Origin of the sequence: Spirosoma aerolatum (assembly GCF_002056795.1) — a bacterium.
GTDB lineage: Bacteria > Bacteroidota > Bacteroidia > Cytophagales > Spirosomataceae > Spirosoma > Spirosoma aerolatum.
The window spans coordinates 2,250,972-2,274,429 of record NZ_CP020104.1; the positions used below are offsets into that span (position 1 = coordinate 2,250,972).

A 23,458-nucleotide genomic window follows, 5' to 3' on the forward strand; every position below is an offset into this window, starting at 1 on the left:
CATGAATCAGCTAAATTTAGATCACGCCAGTGCTGCTGTTGAGTTCAATAAAGATGAGCCTCGGGTCGACTGGCACGATGAAACGCTCTGGTTTGTACGGACCAAACGTGACCGGGCAGCTGCTCAGCTACCCGAATGGGAGCAGTTGCGGGAAGCCGCTTCGCAGATCAAAAACCATGTGCTGTCGAATATGCACGATCTGCTGGCGCAGTTTGAGGAGAATGCTAAACAGAATGGTATTACCGTACACTGGGCCGAAAATGCTGACGAACACAATGCGATTATCCATAAATTGATTCAGGATGCGGGCGTTACCCGGATGGTGAAATCGAAGTCGATGCTGACCGAAGAGTGTCATCTGAACGACTACCTGACCCGGCATGGTATCGAAGTGATCGACAGCGACTTAGGCGAGCGCATTGTGCAGATGCGTAAAGAGCCACCGTCGCACATTGTACTGCCCGCTATTCACCTGAAAAAGAGCGATGTGGGCGAAACGTTTCATGAACACCTTGGCACTGAAAAAGGCGCTACGGATCCGCAATACCTGACCGAAGCGGCACGTCAACACCTGCGCGATACGTTTCTGACGCGGAAAGTAGCGCTTACAGGCGTCAACTTCGCTATTGCCGAAACCGGTGGGTTTGTGGTCTGCACCAACGAAGGGAATGCTGATATGGGGGCGCATCTGGCCGATGTACACATTGCCGCAATGGGTTTTGAAAAGATTATTCCACGAGCTGAACATCTGGGCGTTTTTCTGCGATTGCTGGCTCGCTCAGCAACCGGGCAGCCTATTACAACCTTTTCGAGTCATTTCCACCGACCCCGACCGGGTCAGCAGATGCATATCGTGATTGTTGATAACGGGCGTAGTCGGCAGCTCGGTCGTCCTGATTTTCGGAATTCGCTCAAATGCATCCGGTGTGCGGCTTGCCTGAATACGTGTCCGGTTTACCGGCGGTCGGGCGGACATAGCTACCATAGTGCCATTGCGGGGCCTATCGGGTCTATTCTGGCTCCGAATCTGGACATGAAACTAAACGCCGATCTGCCCTTTGCTTCTACACTCTGCGGATCCTGTTCCAACGTCTGTCCGGTGAAAATCGATATCCACGACCAGTTGTACAAATGGCGGCAGGTCTTAATGAAAGAAGGGTACGGGCCTGGTAGCAAAACTGCAGCTATGAAAGCGATGGCTACGGTGCTTGAGTCGCCCAGCCTGTATCGGGTGGCCGGAAAAATAGGACGAGGAGTATTGCGGTTTACTCCCGTACTGGCCGAAAATCGATTCAATCCCTGGTACAATCAGCGCGAAATGCCCGAGCCTCCCGCCGAAAGCTTCCGCGATTGGTACATCAATAACAAGAAAGTATGACCTCCCGCGAAAAAATTCTGGCGAATATCAAGGCTAATCAGCCCGATTTACGCCCATTGCCTGAGCAGTATACGTTCGTTTCGACGTTTCCCGACTTAACTAAACAGTTTATTGATGTACTCACATTTGTGGGAGGAAGGGCATTGGTTGTCCCTGATTATGCCGCTATCAGGGCTGATTTACAGGCTCAATACCCAAATCTGAAAAGCGTTGCAACCACCATCCCGGAACTAGCTGATCTGGCCGACCGAACGATGACCGTATCGGACCCGCACGAACTGGCCGATTTGAATCTGGCGATTATTGAAGGGCCAATCGCGGTTGCCGAAAATGCTGCTATCTGGGTCGATGAGCAGCAATTGCCACAGCGCGTAGCACCTATGATTACGCAATACCTGGTAATTGTGATTCGGCAATCGACGCTGGTGCCCAACATGCATGATGCCTATAAGCAGTTGAAAGTGGATACGACCGGCTTTGGTACGTTTATCTGTGGGCCTTCCAAAACGGCCGATATTGAACAAAGCCTGGTAATTGGCGCACATGGTGCCCGTTCCCTAACAGTTTACCTGTTACCTTAAAAGATTAAGTTGAGAATTGGTAGATAGGCAAACCTCGTTTCTTTGTGTACTATCTACAGATTCATTCAATTGGTTTCGCACTTGCCGACGTTTTACTCGTTCGGTCAGCGTGATTGCCATTCCAAAACTATGCCTTTAGCACCTCTACGTGTTTGCCTTTTTCTCCTTTGTTCAACACTTGCCTTTGCTCAGAGCCCCAAAATAGAACACCAAATCTGGATTCGAGGTACGTTTGTCGATGAAGCCAATAAGCCGGTCCCCTTCGCGTCGGTTGCCTTATATCAGGCATCGGGTACAACTCCTATTTCGGGAGTAGTTGCTGACGAAGCTGGAACGTTTGCATTACAGGCTAAGCCAGGACATTATAAATTGAAAGCCAGTGCTGTTTCCTATCAGGAAAAAGTTGTTGACGACCTTCACGTAACCACTCAGGATATACAACTTGGTGTATCGGTGATGAAATCCAGCGCGAAAAAGCTGGAAGAAGTTGTCGTGGTTGGTGAGAAAAGCCAGATGGAATTGTCGCTTGATAAACGAATTTTCAATGTTGGTAAAGATCTGGCAAATGCGGGTGGAACAGCATCGGACATACTCAAAAATATACCATCGGTAGCCGTCGACGGAGAAGGGAACGTCAGTCTGCGGGGAAGCAATAGTGTTCGGATTCTGATCGACGGGAAACCGTCTGGACTGGTTAGCATCAAAGGGGGAGCGGGCTTACAGCAATTGCAAGGCAGTATGATTGAGCGGGTTGAGGTGATTACCAACCCATCGGCCCGATACGAAGCCGAAGGTATGGGCGGCATCATTAACATCGTTCTGAAGAAGGAACGAAAGGAGGGTTTTAACGGATCGTTCGATGTCATTACTGGTTATCCAGCCAATTTTGGAGCTGCTGCCAACGTCAACTATCGACGCAAAAACTTGAATTTCTTCATCAACTACACGGCTTCGTATCGAAACACACCGGGCAGAAACTCCATTTATCAGGAAGTATACCGCAACGATTCAACCTTCATTTCGCAGCAAAATTCGACCAGTCAGCTGAAAGGGCAGAATAACAACGCCCGCGCCGGTATCGATTATTATTTTAATCCTAAAACCATTCTGACGGCGGCTTACACCTGGCGCATTAGTAAGGGTAAACGCTTCTCCGATATTCATTATCTGGATTATGTGAGTACGCTGGCTAATCCGAAGGGAATTACCAACCGGACACAGGATGAAACCGAAACCGAGCCTAACTCCGAATACGTAATCAGTTACAAGAAGACGTTTGCACGAGAAGGCCACGAGCTGACAGCCGATGTTCGGTATCTGGATAATTGGGAAAAATCGGATCAGTATTTTACGCAGCAGACGTTTCTGCCCAATGGTGCTCCATCAGGCAGTCCGAATATCCTGCAACGGGCTGTCAATGACGAAACGGAAAAGCAGTTTCTGGTGCAGGTCGATTATGTGCGCCCGTTCCGGAAAGATGGAAAAATAGAGGGCGGTTTGCGGAGTAGTACGCGTAACATGACGAACGATTATACCGTTACGCAGCAGAATTCGGATGGAAGCTGGTTCGCTCTACCGAATCTGACAAACGATTTTCTATACCAGGAAAAGATTAATGCCCTGTACGGAATTGTTGGGAATAAGATTCGAAAATTCTCGTATCAGGCAGGCCTGCGAGCGGAGTGGACGGATGTGACCACTACGCTTAAGCAGACCAACGATGTAAATCCACGTAGTTACGCCAATCTGTTTCCGAGTCTTCATGCCACCTACGATTTGCCTCACCAACATGCGTTGCAGGCTAGTTACAGTCGGCGGGTTCGGCGGCCGCAGTACAATGATTTGAGTCCGTTTATGACCTTCAGTGATAGCCGGAATTTTTTCAGTGGTAACCCCGATCTGAATCCTGAATTTACGGATGCTTTTGAGCTAGGCCATATCAAATACGTAGAAAAAGGCTCGTTTAGCTCATCGGTTTATTATAGATATACGACCGGCAAAATTATCCGCATCCGCCGGGTCGATACACTGGGCAATTCGACTACCCGGCCCGAAAATCTGGCTACCGAACATTCATACGGGGCGGAGTTCGCTGGCTCATATGCCCTTTATAAATGGTGGAAACTTGATGGGAGCCTCAATTTTTTCCGGGCCATTACCAACGGAGGTAACCTGGATGCCAGTTATCAGAGCGACACCTATAGCTGGTTTGCCCGGACAAGTTCCCGGTTTACGTTCTGGAAAAACACGGATGCCCAACTACGCGCCAATTACGAAGCCCCTCAGAAAACACCACAAGGTAGCCGGCGGGCCATTGCTACACTCGATGTATCCATTAGTAAAGATATTCTAAACAATAACGGGACTCTGGTTTTTAACATAATCGATGTGTTTAACTCGCGTAGATATCGCTCTATTACCGAAGGGGCCAATTTTTATACAGAAAGCAACTCCCAGGGACGGCTGCGACAGTTCAATTTGACATTCAACTATCGCCTACGGCAGGCGAAAAAGAAAATGAAAGATGCGAGTGAGGCTGATTTTTAACTAGTTTTGTGGTTCAAAACGTCTGAATTTCAACGTCAGTGTAATCAATTTACCATCTAGTAAATTTGGAAGTCACTTACGGTAAAAAAGATTGCAGTAAGCTTTTGACTGAACAGCAACACCACCGTTCGCTGTTACTGTTCAATCAATTTTTGTTAATAAATCATATAGGTAGATGAAATCAATTGCGCTTGCCCTCGTAACTCTTTGTACCATTTTAACGCTAACCAGTTTTTCACCCGCAAGAGACCAGGACGCTGTTAGCCAGGCTGTTGAACAACTGCGTGTATTGATGATCTCGCCCGATAAAGCCAAGCTGGAAGCACTAGCTGCCGACCAGTTAAGTTATGGCCACTCGAGTGGGAAAATTGAAGACAAAGCTGCTTTTGTAGAAGCGTTGGTCAGTGGTGCATCTGATTTTGTTAGTATTGAATTGACCGACCAGGTGATTACAGTGGTCGATAATACGGCTCTGGTTCGGCACAAACTGACGGGCGAAACGCTCGACAAAGGCAAGCCAGGGCAGGTAAAGTTATCGGTCCTGCTGGTGTGGGTCAAGCAAAAAGGCAGTTGGAAATTACTGGCCCGGCAAGCCGTGAAAATCTAGACGGTAAGCAAAAAATAGGCCCATCAGAACTCTGGTGGGCCTATCCTGCAAAACCTATGATAAAACGTATTAGTCAAAATAAGTCAGTATTTTTTGACTAACTCTCCTGAACTCACCTGCCTGATTCTCAAAACAGTATTGATAGGCCGTTCATACATTGTCAGTTATTGTCAGAGCCAATTGATTAACCTTGGCTGGCGATAGCTGACAATTTGCTTTTGGGTATCTTCAAACTCATGCAAAGGCTTTATCTTTAAAGCCCTATTTCTTTTTCACCAGTTGCAGCGAACTATCGTTGATCTCGAACGTATGGCTTTTAATTAGATTGATCACTTCTGCACCCGCCAGTAAGGCAGGGCCATAGCCGTGAGCGGCATAGGGGTTAATTGGCCGATGGTAATAAAAAGCCGGATCAAAGCCCATACCCGTACCAACGCAAACGCCTTCGACCTGACCCGTTGAATTGACTTTGGTAGCTACAGCGTTCCAGCCCAATAGAGTGGCAGGAGCATAGGCCAGTGGATCGAGCCAGCCCTGATTGATGGCATGGGCAAAACAATACACATAAATGGCTGTGGCGGAGGTTTCAAGATACGAGTCGTGTCGGTCGAGAAGCTGGTGCCAGAAGCCTGAACCCGACTGCTGAGCCGCCAGTCCCTTGGCATGGGCTCGTAGCAGTTCCAGAATGGCCGGACGATTGGGGTGGTCTTCGGGCAGTACATCCAGTAATTCCACGGCCGTCAAAATACCCCAGCCATTGGCGCGACCCCAGTGGAACTCGGGGTGAATGCTCATGCCTTCGACCCAGCCGTGCATGTAAAGCCCTTTTTGGGGGTTAAACATCCGTTTCGAAAATTGGAGAACCTGTTTTGTGGCTTCGTCGTAGTATTTCCGGTCGCCAGTAAGTTTACCCATTTGAGCGAGTGCCGGTACGCTCATAAACAGGTCGTCGAGCCAAAGTGTATTCGGTTGTGGTCGATTACGCGCCAGGGTACCATCGGCCAGCCGGAATTCTTTTGTCTGGATATAGCTGATGTAGTTGTCGATTATGGGGCGCAGGTCGGTTTTGATTCCTCCGGCCCGGCTGGCTTTAATCATGGCTGCACACATTGCACCGGCATCGTCGAGGGCGTGCGGGGCCAGCACTGATCGCATAGGCGTATTCGCGTGGGGGTCGGCCGTTACCTGTGCCCGAAAATAGGGGACCTGTTCAGCAATAAACTGAAGCCGTTTATGGGTATAGTTGGCGTAACGCGCATCGCCTGTAGCCTGACTGGCGAGCAACATACCCATGTAGGTGACGCCCCATTCGTAACTGATCAGTCGGAAGTCACCGGGTTTGAAAATGGCATTGGCATTAAAAGAACCACCCGAAGGAATATCTTTCTTCGTTTCCCTATCGATAAGTTGCGTAGGCGTATTCGCATCCAGATAATTGTAGATTCGGTGAAGTACGCTGGTTACCTCCTCAACCTTTGGCTGGCCATATGGTACAGGATAATCGGGTTTTAGCAGATGTAGCGGAGTGGTGGAATCATTGGCTTTAGGCTGCTGGGCGTAAAGAGGGATTCCAGCAGATAATCCCACCAATAAGAGACCAAAAAATCGGTTGGTGAAGGGAGGAGTTATAGGGGAAACAGGCATAAAACTGAATTGGAATTAGGTTGGCAATCAACGGCATCACCATATAAATAGGCGAATTGCTTCGTCGAATACTCCATAGTTTACAAAAACCTGTTTATTGCTCATCCTACACAGGCCTGCCTTGGCTTTCAGCCACCTTACTGCCTAAAATAAAAGGATAACTGAACGTATATATGGAATTTTGGAGAGGTAATAAAGAGGGTTACTGATGCCAGAAACGAAGACAATTGAAACAAAAATTTCTGATTGCCAACTACCAGTATATCGACAAATGAAAATTTGTTTTCAATAGGCATAGTGAGATTTTTTCAGTATCGTATATTGCATTTGAGGGCGGCAAGAGCTAATAGCGATTAAGAAACCGTCCAGATGATAAATCAATGCTCTGGAATCTATAGGTGGTAAGACCAGTAGAATCCAGAGCATCTAATAGTAGTGAAAGCTAATTTTAGTGTAGCGAATTTATATGCCGGTTAAAAAAACGAATACCGAAATACGTATAAATCAGCACAGCTATGGTTTCACAAACTACTTCAGTTGAATTGTAAGAAGTAATACCACTAGTATAATTCTTAAACCAATTGATTATCAGGGCAATATACCCAATAGGGGCAACTAATATGGCTAGTATAATTAACGTTAACAGTAATCGCTTGTCCATTTTTTTGAGTTAGTTGGATGTCTCAATGTTGTTTTCGTCATTCATGTAGGGTATGATAACAATTGAGTAATTGGGTTTAAGCTGACCTGTATTTTTTTTTAGTAACTGGTAAAAAAAACAGCTAACAAATGCATTATGGAATTAGACGCAAATCACCTGATTTCGTCAATGCTTGAACAAAACTTTTGCCAATCGCAATTTCGCCTTCTTTTTTGGGATAGTTATCAACTTAAGTGGTAAAATAAAGGGATAAAGTAAAGAAAATAGTAATTCTTTTAATTATAAAGTGTCAATTTTGACGCAACGGTTTTTATAACCATTTTGATGCCAATATGATTGTTGTAATTCAACGGGTTACCCATGCTTCTGTTACGATCGATGAACAGATAAAAGGCCAGATAGGAACTGGCTTTCTGGTTTTATTAGGCATTACACACACTGATACGCACGATGATGTGACGTGGCTGAGCCGAAAAATTGTCGGTATGCGCGTGTTTAATGATGTCGATGCTAAAATGAATCTGGATTTGGCTGCCGTCGATGGTAGTATTTTACTCATTAGCCAGTTTACGTTGCATGCTAGTACCAAAAAAGGGAATCGGCCTAGTTTTATTGAAGCCGCCCGACCTGAAGTGGCCATTCCACTTTATGAAGCGATGATTGCGCAGCTTACAGCCGATCTGGGGAAACCAATTCAGACAGGCGAATTTGGAGCTGATATGAAGGTTTCGTTGCTCAACGATGGCCCCGTTACGATCGTCATAGACTCGAAAAATCGGATTTAGTAGATCAGGTTTGTCGATTTATTTGAACGATCCGCTAATTTTACTAAAACCAGTCCTTGCCTGTCGGTCGATAGACCGGTCAGGTAAATTGCCGAATGGATTTTTTGCCCCCCAATATCACTGCGTATGCCGAAGCCCTTACCTCGCCCGAAAGCGAGTTGCTTTATCGGCTAAACCGTAATACGCGTGCGCACATTATGGCTCCCCGCATGCTCTCGGGGCATTTGCAGGGCCGTTTTCTGGCCATGATTTCCTATATGCTTCGTCCGCGACGGATTCTTGAATTAGGTACCTATACGGGTTACTCGGCGCTATGTCTGGCTGAGGGCCTGACCGACGACGGCCAGCTCATTACCATCGATCAGAACGAGGAACTGGAGGAGTTTGCGCGGTCGTATTGGCAGCAATCGCCTTATTATAACAAAATTGATTTTCGGGTTGGCTTGGCTACCGATATACTGCCGACCCTCAATGAAACGTTTGACTTGGTATTCATTGATGCCGACAAACGGAACAATTCAACCTATTTCGACCTGATTTTTGATAAGCTGAGGCCAGGAGGCTTCATACTGGTCGATAATGTCTTATGGAGTGGCAAGGTTGTTGAGTTAGTAAAACCATCGGATCTGGATACGGCGGCAGTGCTGGCATTTAACCAGAAAATTCAGGACGACCCGCGCGTAGAAAATGTGCTGTTGCCCGTACGAGACGGGATTATGATGATTCGAAAACGATAATTACGCTTGAAAAGGAGCCGCCGAAGCGGTATGAAGTATGAAAAAACGAATGCATATCCTAACCCTTCTTTTTCTGCTGACGGGCATGATGGCATCGGCGCAGGTAAGTGTGCCTGTCGTGCCAGAGCAACTCACTTTTGCCGACATCTCGGTACGGCTTGACCCCGATGCCCGGCGCATCGTTCAGCAGGATGTGAACGCACTCCTGTCGAATCGGCAGTACTGGACGGCTAAACTGGATCGGGTAGTCCTTTACTTCCCGATGATCGAAGCTATTCTGATCGACGAAGACGTACCAACTGATTTCAAATTCCTCGCTGTTCAGGAAAGCTCGCTTACGCCGGATGCGGTCTCGTCGTCAACGGCGGTAGGGTACTGGCAGTTCAAACGCGAAACCGCTCTTGATCATGGCATGCGGGTGGATGATGAAATTGATGAGCGTAAAAGCATTACGGCCTCCACGCATGGGGCCGCCAAATATCTGAAACGCAGTAATGCCCAATTTAATAACTGGGTTGCCTCGCTGTACTCATACTATCTGGGTGCCGGAGGGATTGCTAAATTAATTCCACCCGATTGGTCATATGCCCGGGAAGTAGCGCTGGACGGTCGTACGGATCGTTACATTTTGCGGTTCTTTGCGCATAAGATTGCCATTGAGAATGCCCTGCAAACACACCAGACCAGCAATCGCTTCGCCCTGATTGAGTACCCGAACGGAGGAGGCAAGACCCTGAAGGGCATTGCTGAAGAGCTTGGGGTCGATGAATTTGAATTGCGTAAATACAACCGCTGGGTATTGGGCGATGCTATTCCAACCGATAAACCGTACGTTATGGCTGTTCCGGTAGTAAATACCCAGATTAACGATGTACGGCAGAAAATCGTCACGGTAAGTGGGAAGAAGACGCCCGATTTCGTTCAGAATGATGTGGGTTTTCCTGTCTTACGTCGTGTAACGACCGGCTTAAGTAGTAAAAATGAGCCTATATTATACGAAATCAACGGATTGCCGGGTATACAGGCGCAGGCGGGTGATGATGCCGGGTCGCTGGCTCGAAAAGCAAAAATTAGCCTGTCGAGCTTCCTACGGTATAACGATATGACCGATCGCGATCCTATCATTGTCAATGATGTGTATTATCTGGCCAAAAAGCGGAAGAAAGCGCTGGTTCCGTTTCACACCGTTCGAGATGGCGAAACGGCACGCAGCATTTCGCAGCGGTATGGCCTGCGACTGAAAAAACTGATGCGGTATAACCGACTGGACCGGGTGCAGAAGCTGGTGACTGGCCGGGTAATGTGGCTGCGTGAACGTAGACCCAGTAACAAACCGGTTGAAGTGATCAATGGGCCAACACCACCTGTTTACGATCCAACGCCAACCCCGCCACGACGGACTGAGGCCGTTGTGACGACACCTTTAGCGGGTGGCAACCGGAATGTAAGTGGTATGGAGAGTGTGCCACGGAACGTATCGGAACGTAAACTATATCAGCCAAAACTGGTAGGGGGTGGCGTTACGCCCAACGACGGTACGTCGGAACCGGCGGCTCCGCAACGTACTGAGCCGGTTCGGTCAACAACACCGCCCACGACGAGCCGGTCTGTTCCAGCCAGTAGTACCCCATCGGGTAGTTCGGATGGTTCACAGCGGGTGGTAATTGTACGGACGCCCGATAGTTCGCAGCCAACCAAAACGGTTCCTGTTGCCACAACACCTGAGCGTGCTAAACCAACCGAGGAGCCAGTTGCGTCGAATCAGAAGCCAACAGCAACCCCACAATCGAAACCAGCTTCGGCATCGGATATGGATATGGGCCGTCCTGAAACGAGTAAATATGAGGGGGCTCGCGAACAACAGGCCGATGGTTCCCTAACGACAGTAACCCCTGTTACTCCTACGAAGGCTCCTCCCCGGCCGGCGGCTCTGCCTGTTGCTAAAAACGACACGCGCCCCGATGCCTCGACCAGCACATCCGTAGAGCCTAAACCCGTTTCGCCAACAACCGGGGCTGCGAATCGCTCGACCGCCAGCCATACCGTTGAGCCAGGGCAGACGTATTACAGTATTTCCAAACAATACGGACTAACGGTCGACGAGCTGCTGTCAATGAATAATCTGACGCGGGATAACGTACTGGAAGTAGGTCAGCAACTGATTGTGAAAGCAGCACCTGGCAGTCGGGCTGTACAACCCACTCTGTCGGCTAAACCATCAGCTTCTGAATCGACTCAGCCGACTGCGACCTACCATACGGTGGCCAAAGGAGAAACTATGTTTCGGATTTCGAAAAATTATGGCGTCACCATTGAGCAGATTCAGTCCTGGAATAACCTGTCAGATGTGACCGTACGTGAAGGGCAGAAGATAAAGATCATGAAGTAACGGATTCCCCAGTACAGAGGCCGGGTTATTGTCAGGGGTTTACCCGGATGATAACCCGGCCTCGTCATATTTTTGTATCTTTACTGTATGATTCTGCTTGACCATACCTGTATCAGCGACGATGTGGCTGAGAAGTTTTTCGTCTGTAACCTGGATAAGTGTAAAGGTGCCTGCTGCGTAGAAGGCGACATGGGTGCACCATTGGAAAACGACGAACCGGCTATCCTCGACCGGATTTACGACGACATCAAACCGTACCTGTCTCCCGAAGGCATCCGGGCCATCGAACAACAGGGAGGCTACGAACCTGATGGGCATGGGGGGTATGTGACCACCACCGTGGGCGGACGCGAATGCGTGTACGCGATCTGGGATGAGCGGGGAATTCTTAAATGTGGTATCGAAGAAGCCTACAACGATGGTAAAGTTGATTGGAAAAAACCGATTTCCTGCCATTTATACCCCATTCGGGTTACTAAATACGATTCCTTCCACGCGCTTAACTACGACCGATGGCCCATTTGTAACCCTGCCTGTAGCTTTGGCGAGCAACTGAATGTGCCTATCTACAAATTTGTCCGTGAAGCGCTCATCCGGGCCTACGGCGACGACTGGTACAACCGATTAGTGAGGGCTGTTGAGGAAAAAACTACTGATTAACTGATTATTACACAGTAATTCACGGATTAAAAAGAGATAGACAGACGATAGAAGTAACTCGGTGTATTTCCTTTTTTCCGTGAATCGCTGTGTGATAACTCCTTTATCATGGAGCAGCGCGATTACTTTGAAGAGGTGTACGAGGTTGTACGGCTGGTGCCGAAAGGGCGAGTTACCACCTATGGGTCGATTGCTCGGTATCTGAGTCTTCGGGCGGGAGCACGCATGGTCGGCTGGGCTATGAACGGTTGCCATAACCGCCCGGATGTACCTGCCCACCGGGTTGTAAACAGCGTGGGCGTCTTATCCGGCAAACACTTTTTCGGTGGGCCGACTATCATGCAGCAACTGCTGGAAGATGAAGGTGTTCGGGTGAAGAATGATAAAGTGGTAGACTTCAAAACTGTTTACTGGGACCCAACTGTCGAACTGGCCCTGTAAATTCATTGGTCTGATTCAAACTTTGCTGAGGAGCGCTGTACAGCGTTGACCAGCGAAGCAATGACTGCCTGAAGTTCCTGAGCCAGTACTGGGTCGGTGATTTCGCCAGCGGCATTCAAGCGCGTTTTAACAGAAGGCACAATCAGCGAAGTCCCTTCGGGTAAATGGGCCGTCAGAACGTCCATCGTATGCAATAACAACGCATGTGCCCGCGAACCGCCCGATGCCGATGGTCCTGCACTAATTACACTGACTGGTTTGTAAACGAACTCGCCTGACGAAGCCAGCCAATCGAGCATATTTTTCAGCACACCCGGCATTCCGTGAATGTATTCTGGTGTGCAAATCATGACTGCATCGGCCTGGCGGAGCTGAGCTCGAAGGGCACTCACCGATTCGGGCGCTGGATCAACATCCCGCTCGGGGCTAAAATGGGGCAAATCGTCCAGGCCATCGTAAAGGCTGATCGTTACACCTGCCGGAGTTAGTCTGGCGGCTGCGCGAAGGAGGGATGTATTGGTCGAAGCAGCGCGAAGACTGCCCGAAATGGCGAGAATGGTCATGGTGTTGTTGTCGACGTATCAACGCAACACCTTCGTGATCTCGTTTAGTTTCTCCATTTTCTGAACAAAATCGCCTTTGAGTTGATTTCGGATGGCTGTCAGGTTATCGAGGGTTTCCTGCAAACTATCAGGTAAAATGTCTTCCAGGACTTCCCGAAAACGCTTGGCGAAGGTTGGCGACTTTCCGTTGGTCGAAATGGCAATTTTCAGATCCCCTTTTTTTACGACCGAACTCAGGTAGAAATCGCATAAGTCAGGCGTATCGGCTACATTGACCAGAATGCGTTGATGTTTACAATCGGCCTGAACTTGCTGATTTACTGATTTGTCGTTTGTCCCGACAATCACCAGGTCTTTATCCGATAAGTGAGCAGACTGGTAGGATTCATGGATCAACTGGAGCTTCGGGTATTGAGTCGCCAGTGTCTGAATTTCCTCCCGGATGGCAGGCGCTATGAGCGTAATACGGGCATCGGGCGAGTTACTGAGTAAGGCGGTCAGCTTTTCCAGGCCCACGTACCCGCCACCAACGATCAGAATGTGTAGATGGTCGGCTTTAACGAATATGGGAAACAGTGTATTCATAATAAAATCGTCAGTCGATAGGAGTTGCCAGCAAATTTGGGAAGCCAAATCTACTTTGCAAACGAACTCCTATCGACCAACGACGAATGACTGATTCGTTTTTTAGAACTTAAAGCCTACGCTGGCGCTCAGAACCCGACGTTGCGAGCCATTAAAACCCGTTGTGGTCGTATTGCCATTGGTTGGGTTCGTGATCGAGTTGCTTAAGCCGTGGTGGTAAGTCAGGTCGATCAACAGCGGACCAATATCAAAACCGATCTGGCCCAGCGCATTGAACGTACCACTTTTGATTTCGGCATTGGTCAGATTAAATCGGCCACTGCTGGAACTGATCCGGTTGGCGTATTCAAGCCCCGCCTGTAAGCGAATGGCCGAAATTCCCCGATCCGATTCCAGAAGCTTATAACCAATATAAACCGGGATCTGGATATACTGGATATTGATCTGATCCTGAATGTTTTGTGCGCTCTGTCCGTCTCCTTTTGTAAAGTAGTTAGAGCTAGAAGCAAAATATTCAGCACCCAATTGACCAAACAAACGGCCACCTCCACGCACAAAGAAACCTGCCTGATAACCTAGTCGGCCCGATAGGTCGCCACCTGTGTTAACACTTTCACCTTTAAACTTGGTCGTGTTCAGACCCGCATAAATACCAAATACGAAGTTTTTGTAATCCTTTGCTTTTTTATCCCGTGTTTGGGTTGTTTCGGTGGTGGTCACGGTTGTCGTCTGGGTATTGTCGGCAGGCGACATGCTGTTGGTCGAATACGTGCTGTTTGGTACTGTATTCGCGTTGTTCATCTGATTCATCGACGAACTATCCGACATATTGTTAGTCGACATAGAGTTGTTCATCGAGTTCGAATTATTCATCGAATTCGTGGTGTCCGTTGTCGTCTGTGTTGAGTACGCAGGAGTCGAAGTGCTTGTGTTTGTCGTAGTTGAATACGTAGTGGATGTGGTTTGCCCATTAGCCAGGCCAAAACCACACAGGCAGATTGCCAGGAATGAGAATTGCTTTTTCATAATTTGCTTATGTCGTTGAGTTGCATAAAAAAGGTGTAATCGAAATTACACCCAATTAACAGACGTATTATGAGCAATGTTTTGGCGAACGACGGTTTCGGATAAATTTTAATCCCCTAACGTCATCAGGATCTGGGGCTAACCGACGTTATAATTTATTCCGTTCGCATCGCCTTGAAGGTATTCATTAGGCCATTAGTCGAGCTATCGTGCGAACTGACCGTTGCCTCATCCTGAAGTTCAGGCAGAATGCGGTTGGCGAGTTGTTTGCCAAGCTCTACGCCCCACTGATCGAAGCTGAAAATATCCCAAATAACGCCCTGGGTAAAGATTTTGTGCTCATACATGGCGATCAGGCTACCCAGCGTGTAAGGCGTTAGCTTTTTAAACAGGATCGAATTGGTAGGCCGATTGCCCGAAAAAACTTTGAAAGGTGTCAGTACCTTCACCTCGTCGTCGCTCTTGCCTGACTTGCGCAATTCCTCGGCCGCTTCGGCTTCTGTTTTGCCATTCATCAACGCTTCGGTCTGGGCGAAAAAATTAGCCATTAAAATTTTGTGATGTTCGCCAATGGGTCGCTGGCTGATAGCGGGTGCCAGAAAATCGCAGGGAATCAGCTTGGTGCCCTGGTGGATCAACTGGTAAAACGCATGTTGTCCATTGGTGCCTGGTTCGCCCCAGATGATTGGCCCGGTCTGATAATCAACGGGATTGCCGTCGCGGTCAACCGATTTGCCGTTACTCTCCATGTCGCCTTGCTGGAAGTAAGCCGCAAAGCGGTGCATATATTGGTCGTACGGCAGAATAGCTTCCGTTTGTGCGCCGAAGAAGTTGTTGTACCAGATGCCCAGCAAGCCCAGAATAACGGGCAGGTTCTGGTCGAGGGGTGTATCGCGGAAGTGGTTATCCATCGCGTGAGCCCCATCCAGCAATTCCTCAAACTTATCGAAGCCAATGTAGAGCGCAATCGACAGCCCGATCGCCGACCAGAGCGAATAACGGCCACCAACCCAATCCCAGAAACCGAACATATTATTGGGGTCGATCCCGAATTTCTCGACGTCTTTCTGATTGGTCGATAAAGCCGCAAAATGTTTGGCGATGGCCGCTTCGTCTTTCGCAGCATCCAGAAACCACTGACGGGCCGTTTGGGCATTGGTCATGGTTTCCTGCGTGGTGAACGTTTTGGAAGCGATCAGAAAGAGAGTGGTTTCGGGCCTAACGGTTTGCAGCGTTTCATAGATGTGAACGCCATCGACGTTCGAAACGAAATGAACGCGTAGTTTTTTATCGTCGGCGTAGGGCTTCAGCGCTTCGGTAACCATAACCGGACCCAGATCGGAGCCACCAATGCCGATATTCACAACGTCGGTGATAGTTTCGCCCGTATAGCCTTTCCATTCGCCCGAGCGAATTCGCTCCGTAAACGATTTCATGTGGGCTAATACCTCGTTTACATCCGGCATCACATCCTTCCCATCGACCAGAATCGGGGTGTTGGACCGATTTCGGAGCGCTATATGCAATACGGCCCGATCTTCAGTGCGGTTGATTTTATCGCCAGAAAATAGTTTGCCAATAGCGTCTTGCAGCTCGGCCTGATTAGCGAGCTGAATGAGCAGATCCAGGGTTTCGGCTGTAATTCGGTTTTTCGAAAAATCCAGAAGAATGTCCTCAAACTGTCGCGAAAAGGTCGCAAACCGTTGTGGATCTTCGGCAAATAAATCCCGTAGATGACGGTCTTTTAAACGGTCGTAATGGGCCTGTAACGGGGCATAAGCGGCTAGCTCGGTAAATCGATGGTTGGCAAGCATAGAGGGCGTCTGATTTATGATTCCGGTATTGGTTTTCAGGTGTTTAACGGTTGGCGCTCACAGGTGAAATAATAGACCAGCTCACCGAAATCTGAAACCTATATACCGATAACTGACTTATCGGCGCGAATATCGTGAATCCCGGCAATCTTTTTTCGGCTATTTTTGCCATTCTTTTATAGCCTTTGTGTTGCTGACTACGTTGCTGAATGAATCAAAAACTTTTCTATTCGCTCGTCCTTACGGTGGTGGGAGCCTTGTTGTTTATCCCGTTTCTGGGCGGGGTACGCTTGTTTGACTGGGACGAAATTAACTTTGCAGAGTGTGCCCGCGAGATGATTGCCCTGGGCGATTATCTACACGTACATATTGATTTTAAACCATTTTACGAAAAACCACCGTTGTTTTTCTGGCTTCAGTCGATGATGATGAACCTGTTTGGCATCAATGAGTTTTCGGCCCGGCTACCGAATGCCATCTGTGGGATCATCACACTGGTTTATCTCTACAACCTGGGCCAGAAACTGCATGGCCATCGGTTTGGGCTGCTGTGGTCGCTGGCTTATCTGGGGTCGGTAACGCCCCATCTGTATTTTCGCTCAGGTATTATCGATCCGTTTTTCAACCTATTTATTTTCATTGGGTTAGTCAATCTGATTTTTGCTTCCTGGAAGCGCGAACGACTCGGTGGCGCCATGACCGTTCCCAAGCCGGAGTGGACGTACATCCTGATCGGGGGCTTTGTGCTGGGCCTGGCCATTCTGACCAAAGGGCCGGTAGCCTACCTGATTATTTTTCTTGTACTGGTCGCCTATTGGGCGCTCAACCGATTCCGCTGGTTTATTACGCCCTTCCAATTTATAGGCTTCTCGGTGGCAGCTTCGGTGGGGTCACTGTTGTGGTATGGGCTCGATATTTATCTGCATGGCCCGACGCTGGTACGGGAGTTTCTGGCTTATAGTATTCGATTGCTTAGTACGCCCGATGCGGGGCATGTGGGGTTTCCGGGTTACCATTTCATTATTCTGCTGGTGGGCTGCTTTCCGGCCTCCATTTTTGCGCTTCGGGCGTTTGGTCCACTGTTCATTGAACGGAATTACCAGCGTGATTTCCGGCAGTGGATGCTCATTTTGTTTTGGGTAGTCCTGATTTTATTCAGCATTGTCCAGTCGAAAATCGTCCATTATTCATCGCTCTGCTATTTCCCGTTGACCTACTTTGCTGCGTTAACGCTATCGCAGTTGGAGGACCGGAAAATTCAGTTCAGCAACTGGCTCCGGACCGGGCTGATTATCGTTGGGGGTATTTTCGTACTGGCGGTGGGGGGCTTACCTTTGATTGCCCATCGGATGGATATTGTTCGCCAGTTTGCCGATCAGGATGCGTTTTCACAGGGTAATCTGGATGCCAACATCGACTGGCCGTACTGGACGCTGATTCCCGGTGTATGGCTGCTGATTATTCTGGTGTTGGTGATTCGGTGGTATAACCACCACGAACCCGCACAGGCATCCGTCGTGCTGTTTGGTGGGGTAGCTGTATTCATAACCCTGACACTCTGGGCGTTTATTGGTCGGATTGAAGGCATCTCGCAGGCGGCTGCTATGCGTTTTTTTGAACGGGCGCAGGGGCAGAACGTGTACGTAAAAACCTACGGCTACCACAGCTATGGACCATTTTTTTATACAATGAAACCGCCCGTAACCAATCCGAATGCTTATAACGACGATTGGCTGCTACGGGGTAAGATCGACAAAGATGTGCTGTTCATTCGTCATGCATCCGAGCAACCCACCCTCCTCGATTCATTGCCTGATGTGAAGAAAACAGGGCAGGAGAATGGCTTCGTCTTTTATCGTCGTCAGGCGAAATAGGCTTGATTAAACGCATCGGAGCACCGACGTGAAGGCAAAGCGTTCATAGAGAAAAGTTTATTTTTCCGCTGTGAACGCTTTGCCTTCGTGTTTAATTCGTTTAGCGATAACTTTTCTGCAACTCCGTAAAAGAGCTAATAATACTATGAGAAGCCTGTACGAAACCAATTCTGTGGCCGAAATTCTGAGTCGTATTGATAGGCTGCGGCCTGATTCTCAGCGCCAGTGGGGCAAAATGGATGTGGCTCAGATGCTGGCGCATTGCTCCGTAGGGATGGAAACGGCGACTGGGCAGAAAAAACTGCCACGATTATTCATTGGCCGTATACTGGCTCCTTTCGTTAAAACCAGTTTTTACAACGAGAAACCGTTCAATCGAAACGGGCCTACGCATAAGGACTTTGTTGTGGCCGACCAGCGTGTATTTGAAGCTGAGAAAGAAAAACTGGTTCAACTCGTTAAACAGTTTTCGGCAGGTGGCCCTGCAGCGTGTACAACGCATCCTCACTCATTTTTTGGGGAGCTGACTCCCGAACAATGGAGTATTGGGATGTATAAGCACCTGGATCATCATCTGCGGCAGTTTGGTGTTTGATCGCTTTGGAAAACTGTTGAGGCAACTAGCTCGTTATAGGGAGCATGGCTACCTCTCTACAATCAACTCGACGCTCCTCCTTATGCTGGGGTTACCGGTTAACCGTCAGCTACAGCTGGCTTTTCATCTTTTTGCTGTGTTTGTCGGCCTGTAGTCGCTCCGATACAGGTACAAAAAAACGATTGACCATCGACGTGGGGCAGATCAAGGAAATTTCTATACCCATCCGGGGCGATGGTACATCGGAACTGATCGGTACGTCGGATAATCAGGAAGTCGTCGATGTATCCCGGCAGCAGCTTGCGCCCGCCGTGGATACGTTGAAACAAGCCAGCAATGGCCCCACAGTATTTCAGATCAAAGGTGTTACGGTTGGCACCGCTAACGTTGTATTCTCGACAAAGCCCCTAAATCAATCCGGCGCTGGGCAGCCTGTTCGTACCTATGTGGTGCAGGTGAAAGCGAAGTAGCAGCAACAGATTTAGTCAGCCTAAGGTGAAAGAGCTTCCCGGCCAATAGACTCTATCCGTATTTCTATAGGGTGTATTCTACGATATTCTGGTTGTTTGGTACGAAGACGCAGATCAATCATATCCGTAGATTGAGTTAAAATGCCATCTGTGTAATATGTTATACATGGTACCTTGTATTAGTTTAAACTTACTCTCATAAACTAATACAAGGTACCATGGGATTAAGTGAGTCGGATGATTTTTGGTTTCCGGGCCGATGGATAGGAGGCATAGCGTTACTAATTGGCCCATTATTACTCCTGGCAGGTGGTTTGGTTCGCCTGCCCTACGATTACTTTTTTCCAGAGCAACTTCGGGCGTTTGTATCCCATCCTACTCAGATACTGGTTGCTTACAATCTTTTTTTGGCGGGGAATATTCTGCTGTTTCCTGCTATACTGACGCTTATACATCGGATTGGTCGTACAGAACCTGACTGGGCATTGTGGGGAGGTACCTTTGTCATGTTAGGCCTGTTTGCCCGGACGTTCCACTATGGAATAAATCATCTGGCTTTTCAATTGGTTAATGTTCAGGGTCTTACGCAAGCGACAAAAGCCATTGCCGATTCATATGGAGCGTTTCACATTGTTTCAGTTTTATCAGGCACTATCTTATTTGGTTGGGTAATTCTGGCTATTGGCGCTTATCGATCGCGCACGCTTTCGCTAGTTCGTTCGTTTTCGCTGGGGCTTATGTCATCGTTAATGCTCGGAGTACTCAAAGGGAGTTCACCCGTGTCCATTCTAGCGTTGAGTGGCCTTTGCATTGCCTTGGTGCCACTGGGTATCGATGTGTTGAAAACAGGCTCCTGGCCGGGTACCCGGAACCTGATGGGATGGATTGCGCTGGTCGTAGGCTTACTGGCCTTTATGTACTTTTTGGGGCAGGCAGGCTAAGGAATTAACGAAGTGCCAGGGCGGTTGATTCGGCTACTAAGGCCAATGCGCCCAGTATAATGGCTAGTTGGGTATAGCCTGTTCGGTATAATAGAAAAAAAGCCAGACCAAACATAAGTAGTACAAACAGCGTATGATAGGGAAAGCCAAGCTGGTGAGCTGATCGGGGTGCCGCAAAAATACCCCACATTGTTGCGGCAGCCAGTGGTAGACCGATCGCTAGTAGGTATTTCCCATATGGGTGCTGGCTCAGGTGGAATCCCGCATAGCCGTAAGCGCCCAGCATACAGAGTTCCAGCAGAAAATACAGGGTTTGGTGCAGACCTTTCAGAAGTTGCATAAACGGGGGTTGATTGGCTTTTGGTAGGCAAAAGTTAAACCCAGAAGGTAAATTTCTTTTTTGTGAAGATCGACTTGGGGATCATGGCATGAACGCCCAACGTCTGATCGACCACTTGACTGACTTCAAAATCGACGGCGGTACTGGCAATGGACAGGGCTTCATTAAATGTAAAGCCCAGTTCGTCGCGAATAAAGGCGCAGGCTTCCGAAAGGGCGTTTTTCATGGCTTTGTTTAGGTCTTTATCCAGCCCGACGGCGATGAAATGGGTGGATGTTTCGGCGCGTGGGTTTTTCAACGTTTTACCTTTATGCACAATAAACTTTACCGTCAGGTTGATGGCCGTTTCGATGGCAACTCCGCTCACTTCGCCATTGCCTTGCGCGCCATGCCCATCGCCAGTCGTGAACAATCCGCCGGGGACCGATACCGGCAGAAATAAGGTTGTCCCTTTCGTGAGGTGTTTGATATCTAGATTGCCGCCGTAAAAATTGGGGGGTATCGAACTCTGGTGTCCCATGTCGGCAGGGGGCGATAAGGCCATGACGCCCATAAACGGTTTTAGTGGAATGTCGATGCCTTCTTTAAACGTGGCGGTTTTCCGTTTCATGTCGTATCGATACACAAACGTTTCGCGGGTTTTTACCTCGTCGGGAATCCCGCCACCACCCGGCCAGACGCTGTTGACACCAAAGGGTGCTGGAAACGTGAGATCAAGGATGCGGATTTCGAGGCTATCGCCCGGCTGAGCGCCTTCAATGTAGATCGGCCCCGTCAGCATATGGCCGCGAATGCCGGATGGTTCCGGTTTTACATTCTTCAGAATGGCAATCACTTCCTGCGCATGCTGGTCGATGGGCAACTTGTTTTTGGTATAAAACTCTTCGGGATTGGTCCGACTAACACCCGACGGATTGACCGTCTGTATTTCAACGACAGCCCCATCAGCCACTTTAGCGACAGGTGGCACATCGGCACCAAAGTAGCCCCATACCATGTTTTCGGGCAATGACCGAACGATGTGATCGGGCTTTATCGGCAGGGTGCTGGAGGGGGCCTCTGACCCCAATGGAGAAGACATGGCCGTTAGCTGGCTGGTCGATAAAGCCGCCAATCCGTTGCGGGTGATTTGGAGGAAGGAACGTCGGGTTGTTTTCATCAGGTTGCTATAATAGGTTGTCTCAGAAGATGAGTGTACTAAGATAAAAAATCGACGCTCAGTTGCTTAGTCGCCAGGCATTTTGTTGTCGATTTTAATCAGAATTGTCCGAAACAACCCGTTGTATTAACCTGTTACCTTCCCGAAGTAACCTGAATTGCCTGTGTCATCGCCCACTACCTCCGCCACCTCATCATCGCCCAATAAATGGATTATTCTGGGAACGGTCATGTTCGGCACGTTCATGTCGACGCTCGATAGCAGTATTGTCAACATTGCCCTACCGACAATTCGCCGGGAACTGGCGGCTGGCGACAGCGTGGAATGGATCGTGCTGTGTTACCTGCTGACGACCACCAGCACCCTGCTGATTATGGGTAAACTATCGGATTGGGTCGGCCGTCGACAGCTTTATATTACCGGCTTCTGTGTTTTTGTGTTAGGATCGTTGCTTTGCGGACTAGCCTGGAGCTTATGGTCGCTGGTAGCGTTTCGGGTCGTGCAGGGGTTAGGGGCCGCCATGATCTTCGCCATTGGACCGGCTATTATCGGTGATGCGTTTGCGCCAAATGAACGAGGACAGGCTTTGGGATTTATGGGGTCTATTGTAGCCGCAGGCTCCAGCGCCGGTCCGGTAATTGGTGGTTTATTGCTGGGAAAATTTGGCTGGACCAGTATCTTTTTTGTAAATGTTCCCATCGGCCTCATTGCCATCTGGCGAGCCTGGACCATTTTGCCCGAAACCCCCAAAGTAAGCGGACAACGTTTTGATCTGGTCGGAGCAGGGCTGTTCCTGCTGGGGGTAATTTCGTTGCTGACTGGGCTTGATTTTGGTCCTGAACCCCGCTATGGCTGGGATAACCCGCTAGTGATTTTTCTGCTCACCACCGGCGCTGTGCTACTGGCTCTGTTCCTGTTCTGGGAAATGCGGATTCGTGAGCCCATGCTACGACTGGGCTTATTTCGAATCTGGCCGTTTACCTCGGCTATATTAGCGGCTTTTTGTGGGTTTGTTGCATCAGGCGGCAACCTGTTTGTGATTCCATTCTTTTTGCAGCAATTACTTGGCCTAACTCCCGAACGGGCTGGGTTGGTGTTGCTCGCTGGGCCATTGACACTCAGTCTGGTGGCACCATTGGGGGGCTATTTGTCGAGCCGGGTCAGTACGCGATGGCTGTCCAGTTTCGGGTTGTTGATCACCGCTGGTGGCTATTTTGCCTTTTCGTTTCTGGATACCGCTTGGGACTGGAACGATGTGGTCTGGCGGAGTGCGCTGGTTAGCATGGGATTTGGTCTATTCCAGTCGCCTAATAGCAGCAGTGCTCTCAACGCTGCTCCGATGAATCAGCGGGGAGTTGCCAGCAGTATGATTGCCTTTATGCGGAATCTGGGGTTTGTGGTTGGCATTGCATTGGCGGCTGCGGTCTGGTACAGTACACGCAACCGATATGCGATGGCGCATCAGGTAACCTACGAAACCGTTGCTGCGCAGTTACTAGGTATGCATTATGCATATCGGGTTATGGCGGGGCTGGTATTAACAGGGGCCATTATTTCATTCAGCCGGGGGCGAGCTACAAAGCCATCACCGCCTGTTACTGTTTCAGAAGCGTGATGTAGTAACGCGGACATCTTATCGGCCTGAGAGGTAGCTTTCTTGG

General features: G+C 48.9%; 21 protein-coding genes. 14 read left to right on the plus strand and 7 right to left on the minus strand.

The annotated features are described in order from the left end of the window. The first annotated feature begins 1 nt into the window (after position 1). From B5M13_RS09050 to B5M13_RS09065, 4 genes are all read left to right on the plus strand, one after another. On the plus strand, positions 2–1,378 hold the full coding sequence (locus B5M13_RS09050; RefSeq protein WP_080055372.1) for a lactate utilization protein B: 1,377 nt from the start codon (positions 2–4) through the stop codon (positions 1,376–1,378). Further along, entirely contained in the window at positions 1,375–1,959 is a 585-nt protein-coding gene (locus B5M13_RS09055; protein ID WP_080055373.1) for a LutC/YkgG family protein, read from the plus strand. Before B5M13_RS09050 ends, B5M13_RS09055 begins: the two co-directional genes overlap by 4 nt. 129 nt (positions 1,960–2,088) lie before the next feature. Continuing rightward, complete coding sequence (locus B5M13_RS09060; protein WP_080055374.1) at positions 2,089–4,506, plus strand: TonB-dependent receptor domain-containing protein; 2,418 nt, start codon at positions 2,089–2,091, stop codon at positions 4,504–4,506. Positions 4,507–4,681: 175 nt separating this feature from the next. Then, a complete protein-coding gene (locus B5M13_RS09065; RefSeq protein ID WP_080055375.1) occupies positions 4,682–5,113 on the plus strand; it encodes a nuclear transport factor 2 family protein in 432 nt (143 codons plus the stop codon). Positions 5,114–5,374: 261 nt separating this feature from the next. On the opposite strand, the gene B5M13_RS09070 is transcribed toward B5M13_RS09065, so the two are convergent. Beyond that, entirely contained in the window at positions 5,375–6,757 is a 1,383-nt protein-coding gene (locus B5M13_RS09070) for a glycoside hydrolase family 88/105 protein (protein ID WP_080055376.1), read from the minus strand. A 993-nt stretch (positions 6,758–7,750) separates the two neighbouring features. On the opposite strand from B5M13_RS09070, the gene dtd reads away from it, so the two are divergent. From dtd to B5M13_RS09100, 5 genes are all read left to right on the plus strand, one after another. Next, positions 7,751–8,203: a D-aminoacyl-tRNA deacylase gene (gene dtd, locus B5M13_RS09080; RefSeq protein ID WP_080055378.1), complete on the plus strand. Its 453-nt coding sequence runs from the start codon at positions 7,751–7,753 to the stop codon at positions 8,201–8,203. A gap of 95 nt (positions 8,204–8,298) precedes the next feature. After that, the gene (locus tag B5M13_RS09085; RefSeq protein ID WP_080055379.1) at positions 8,299–8,940 is read left to right on the plus strand and encodes an O-methyltransferase; all 642 of its coding nucleotides are present in this window, start codon (positions 8,299–8,301) and stop codon (positions 8,938–8,940) included. 49 nt (positions 8,941–8,989) lie between these two features. Beyond that, positions 8,990–11,329 carry a LysM peptidoglycan-binding domain-containing protein gene (locus B5M13_RS09090; protein WP_449448529.1) on the plus strand — a complete coding sequence of 780 codons (2,340 nt, stop codon included), beginning with the start codon at positions 8,990–8,992 and terminating at the stop codon, positions 11,327–11,329. Between the two features lie 87 nt (positions 11,330–11,416). Next, positions 11,417–11,989 (plus strand): DUF3109 family protein, encoded by a 573-nt coding sequence (locus B5M13_RS09095; protein ID WP_080055381.1) that lies wholly within the window; start codon positions 11,417–11,419, stop codon positions 11,987–11,989. Between the two features lie 108 nt (positions 11,990–12,097). Next, positions 12,098–12,430 (plus strand): MGMT family protein, encoded by a 333-nt coding sequence (locus B5M13_RS09100; RefSeq protein WP_080055382.1) that lies wholly within the window; start codon positions 12,098–12,100, stop codon positions 12,428–12,430. 2 nt (positions 12,431–12,432) lie between these two features. Here B5M13_RS09100 and B5M13_RS09105 read toward each other — a convergent pair whose 3' ends face one another. From B5M13_RS09105 to pgi, 4 genes are all read right to left on the minus strand, one after another. Then, positions 12,433–12,993 (minus strand): NADPH-dependent FMN reductase, encoded by a 561-nt coding sequence (locus tag B5M13_RS09105; RefSeq protein ID WP_080055383.1) that lies wholly within the window; start codon positions 12,991–12,993, stop codon positions 12,433–12,435. Between the two features lie 18 nt (positions 12,994–13,011). After that, positions 13,012–13,578, minus strand: a complete 567-nt coding sequence (locus B5M13_RS09110) for a precorrin-2 dehydrogenase/sirohydrochlorin ferrochelatase family protein (RefSeq protein WP_080055384.1) — start codon at positions 13,576–13,578, stop codon at positions 13,012–13,014. Between the two features lie 102 nt (positions 13,579–13,680). After that, complete coding sequence (locus tag B5M13_RS09115) at positions 13,681–14,604, minus strand: porin family protein (RefSeq protein WP_080055385.1); 924 nt, start codon at positions 14,602–14,604, stop codon at positions 13,681–13,683. A 155-nt stretch (positions 14,605–14,759) separates the two neighbouring features. Continuing rightward, positions 14,760–16,418 carry a glucose-6-phosphate isomerase gene (gene pgi / locus B5M13_RS09120; protein ID WP_080055386.1) on the minus strand — a complete coding sequence of 553 codons (1,659 nt, stop codon included), beginning with the start codon at positions 16,416–16,418 and terminating at the stop codon, positions 14,760–14,762. Positions 16,419–16,627: 209 nt separating this feature from the next. Here pgi and B5M13_RS09125 point away from each other — a divergent pair, with 209 nt between their 5' ends. From B5M13_RS09125 to B5M13_RS09140, 4 genes are all read left to right on the plus strand, one after another. Beyond that, entirely contained in the window at positions 16,628–18,292 is a 1,665-nt protein-coding gene (locus B5M13_RS09125) for an ArnT family glycosyltransferase (RefSeq protein ID WP_080055387.1), read from the plus strand. Positions 18,293–18,437: 145 nt separating this feature from the next. Continuing rightward, positions 18,438–18,887, plus strand: coding sequence for a DUF1569 domain-containing protein (locus B5M13_RS09130; protein WP_080055388.1), 450 nt, complete (start codon positions 18,438–18,440; stop codon positions 18,885–18,887). Positions 18,888–18,931: 44 nt separating this feature from the next. Further along, on the plus strand, positions 18,932–19,357 hold the full coding sequence (locus B5M13_RS09135; protein WP_245859890.1) for a hypothetical protein: 426 nt from the start codon (positions 18,932–18,934) through the stop codon (positions 19,355–19,357). A gap of 218 nt (positions 19,358–19,575) precedes the next feature. Further along, positions 19,576–20,298, plus strand: a complete 723-nt coding sequence (locus tag B5M13_RS09140) for a hypothetical protein (RefSeq protein ID WP_080055389.1) — start codon at positions 19,576–19,578, stop codon at positions 20,296–20,298. A 4-nt stretch (positions 20,299–20,302) separates the two neighbouring features. Here B5M13_RS09140 and B5M13_RS09145 read toward each other — a convergent pair whose 3' ends face one another. Continuing rightward, on the minus strand, positions 20,303–20,638 hold the full coding sequence (locus B5M13_RS09145) for a YrdB family protein (protein WP_080055390.1): 336 nt from the start codon (positions 20,636–20,638) through the stop codon (positions 20,303–20,305). 34 nt (positions 20,639–20,672) lie between these two features. Next, positions 20,673–21,797 (minus strand): acetamidase/formamidase family protein, encoded by a 1,125-nt coding sequence (locus B5M13_RS09150; protein WP_080055391.1) that lies wholly within the window; start codon positions 21,795–21,797, stop codon positions 20,673–20,675. 163 nt (positions 21,798–21,960) lie between these two features. On the opposite strand from B5M13_RS09150, the gene B5M13_RS09155 reads away from it, so the two are divergent. Then, a complete protein-coding gene (locus tag B5M13_RS09155) occupies positions 21,961–23,412 on the plus strand; it encodes an MFS transporter (protein WP_245859892.1) in 1,452 nt (483 codons plus the stop codon). Positions 23,413–23,458 lie beyond the last annotated feature (46 nt).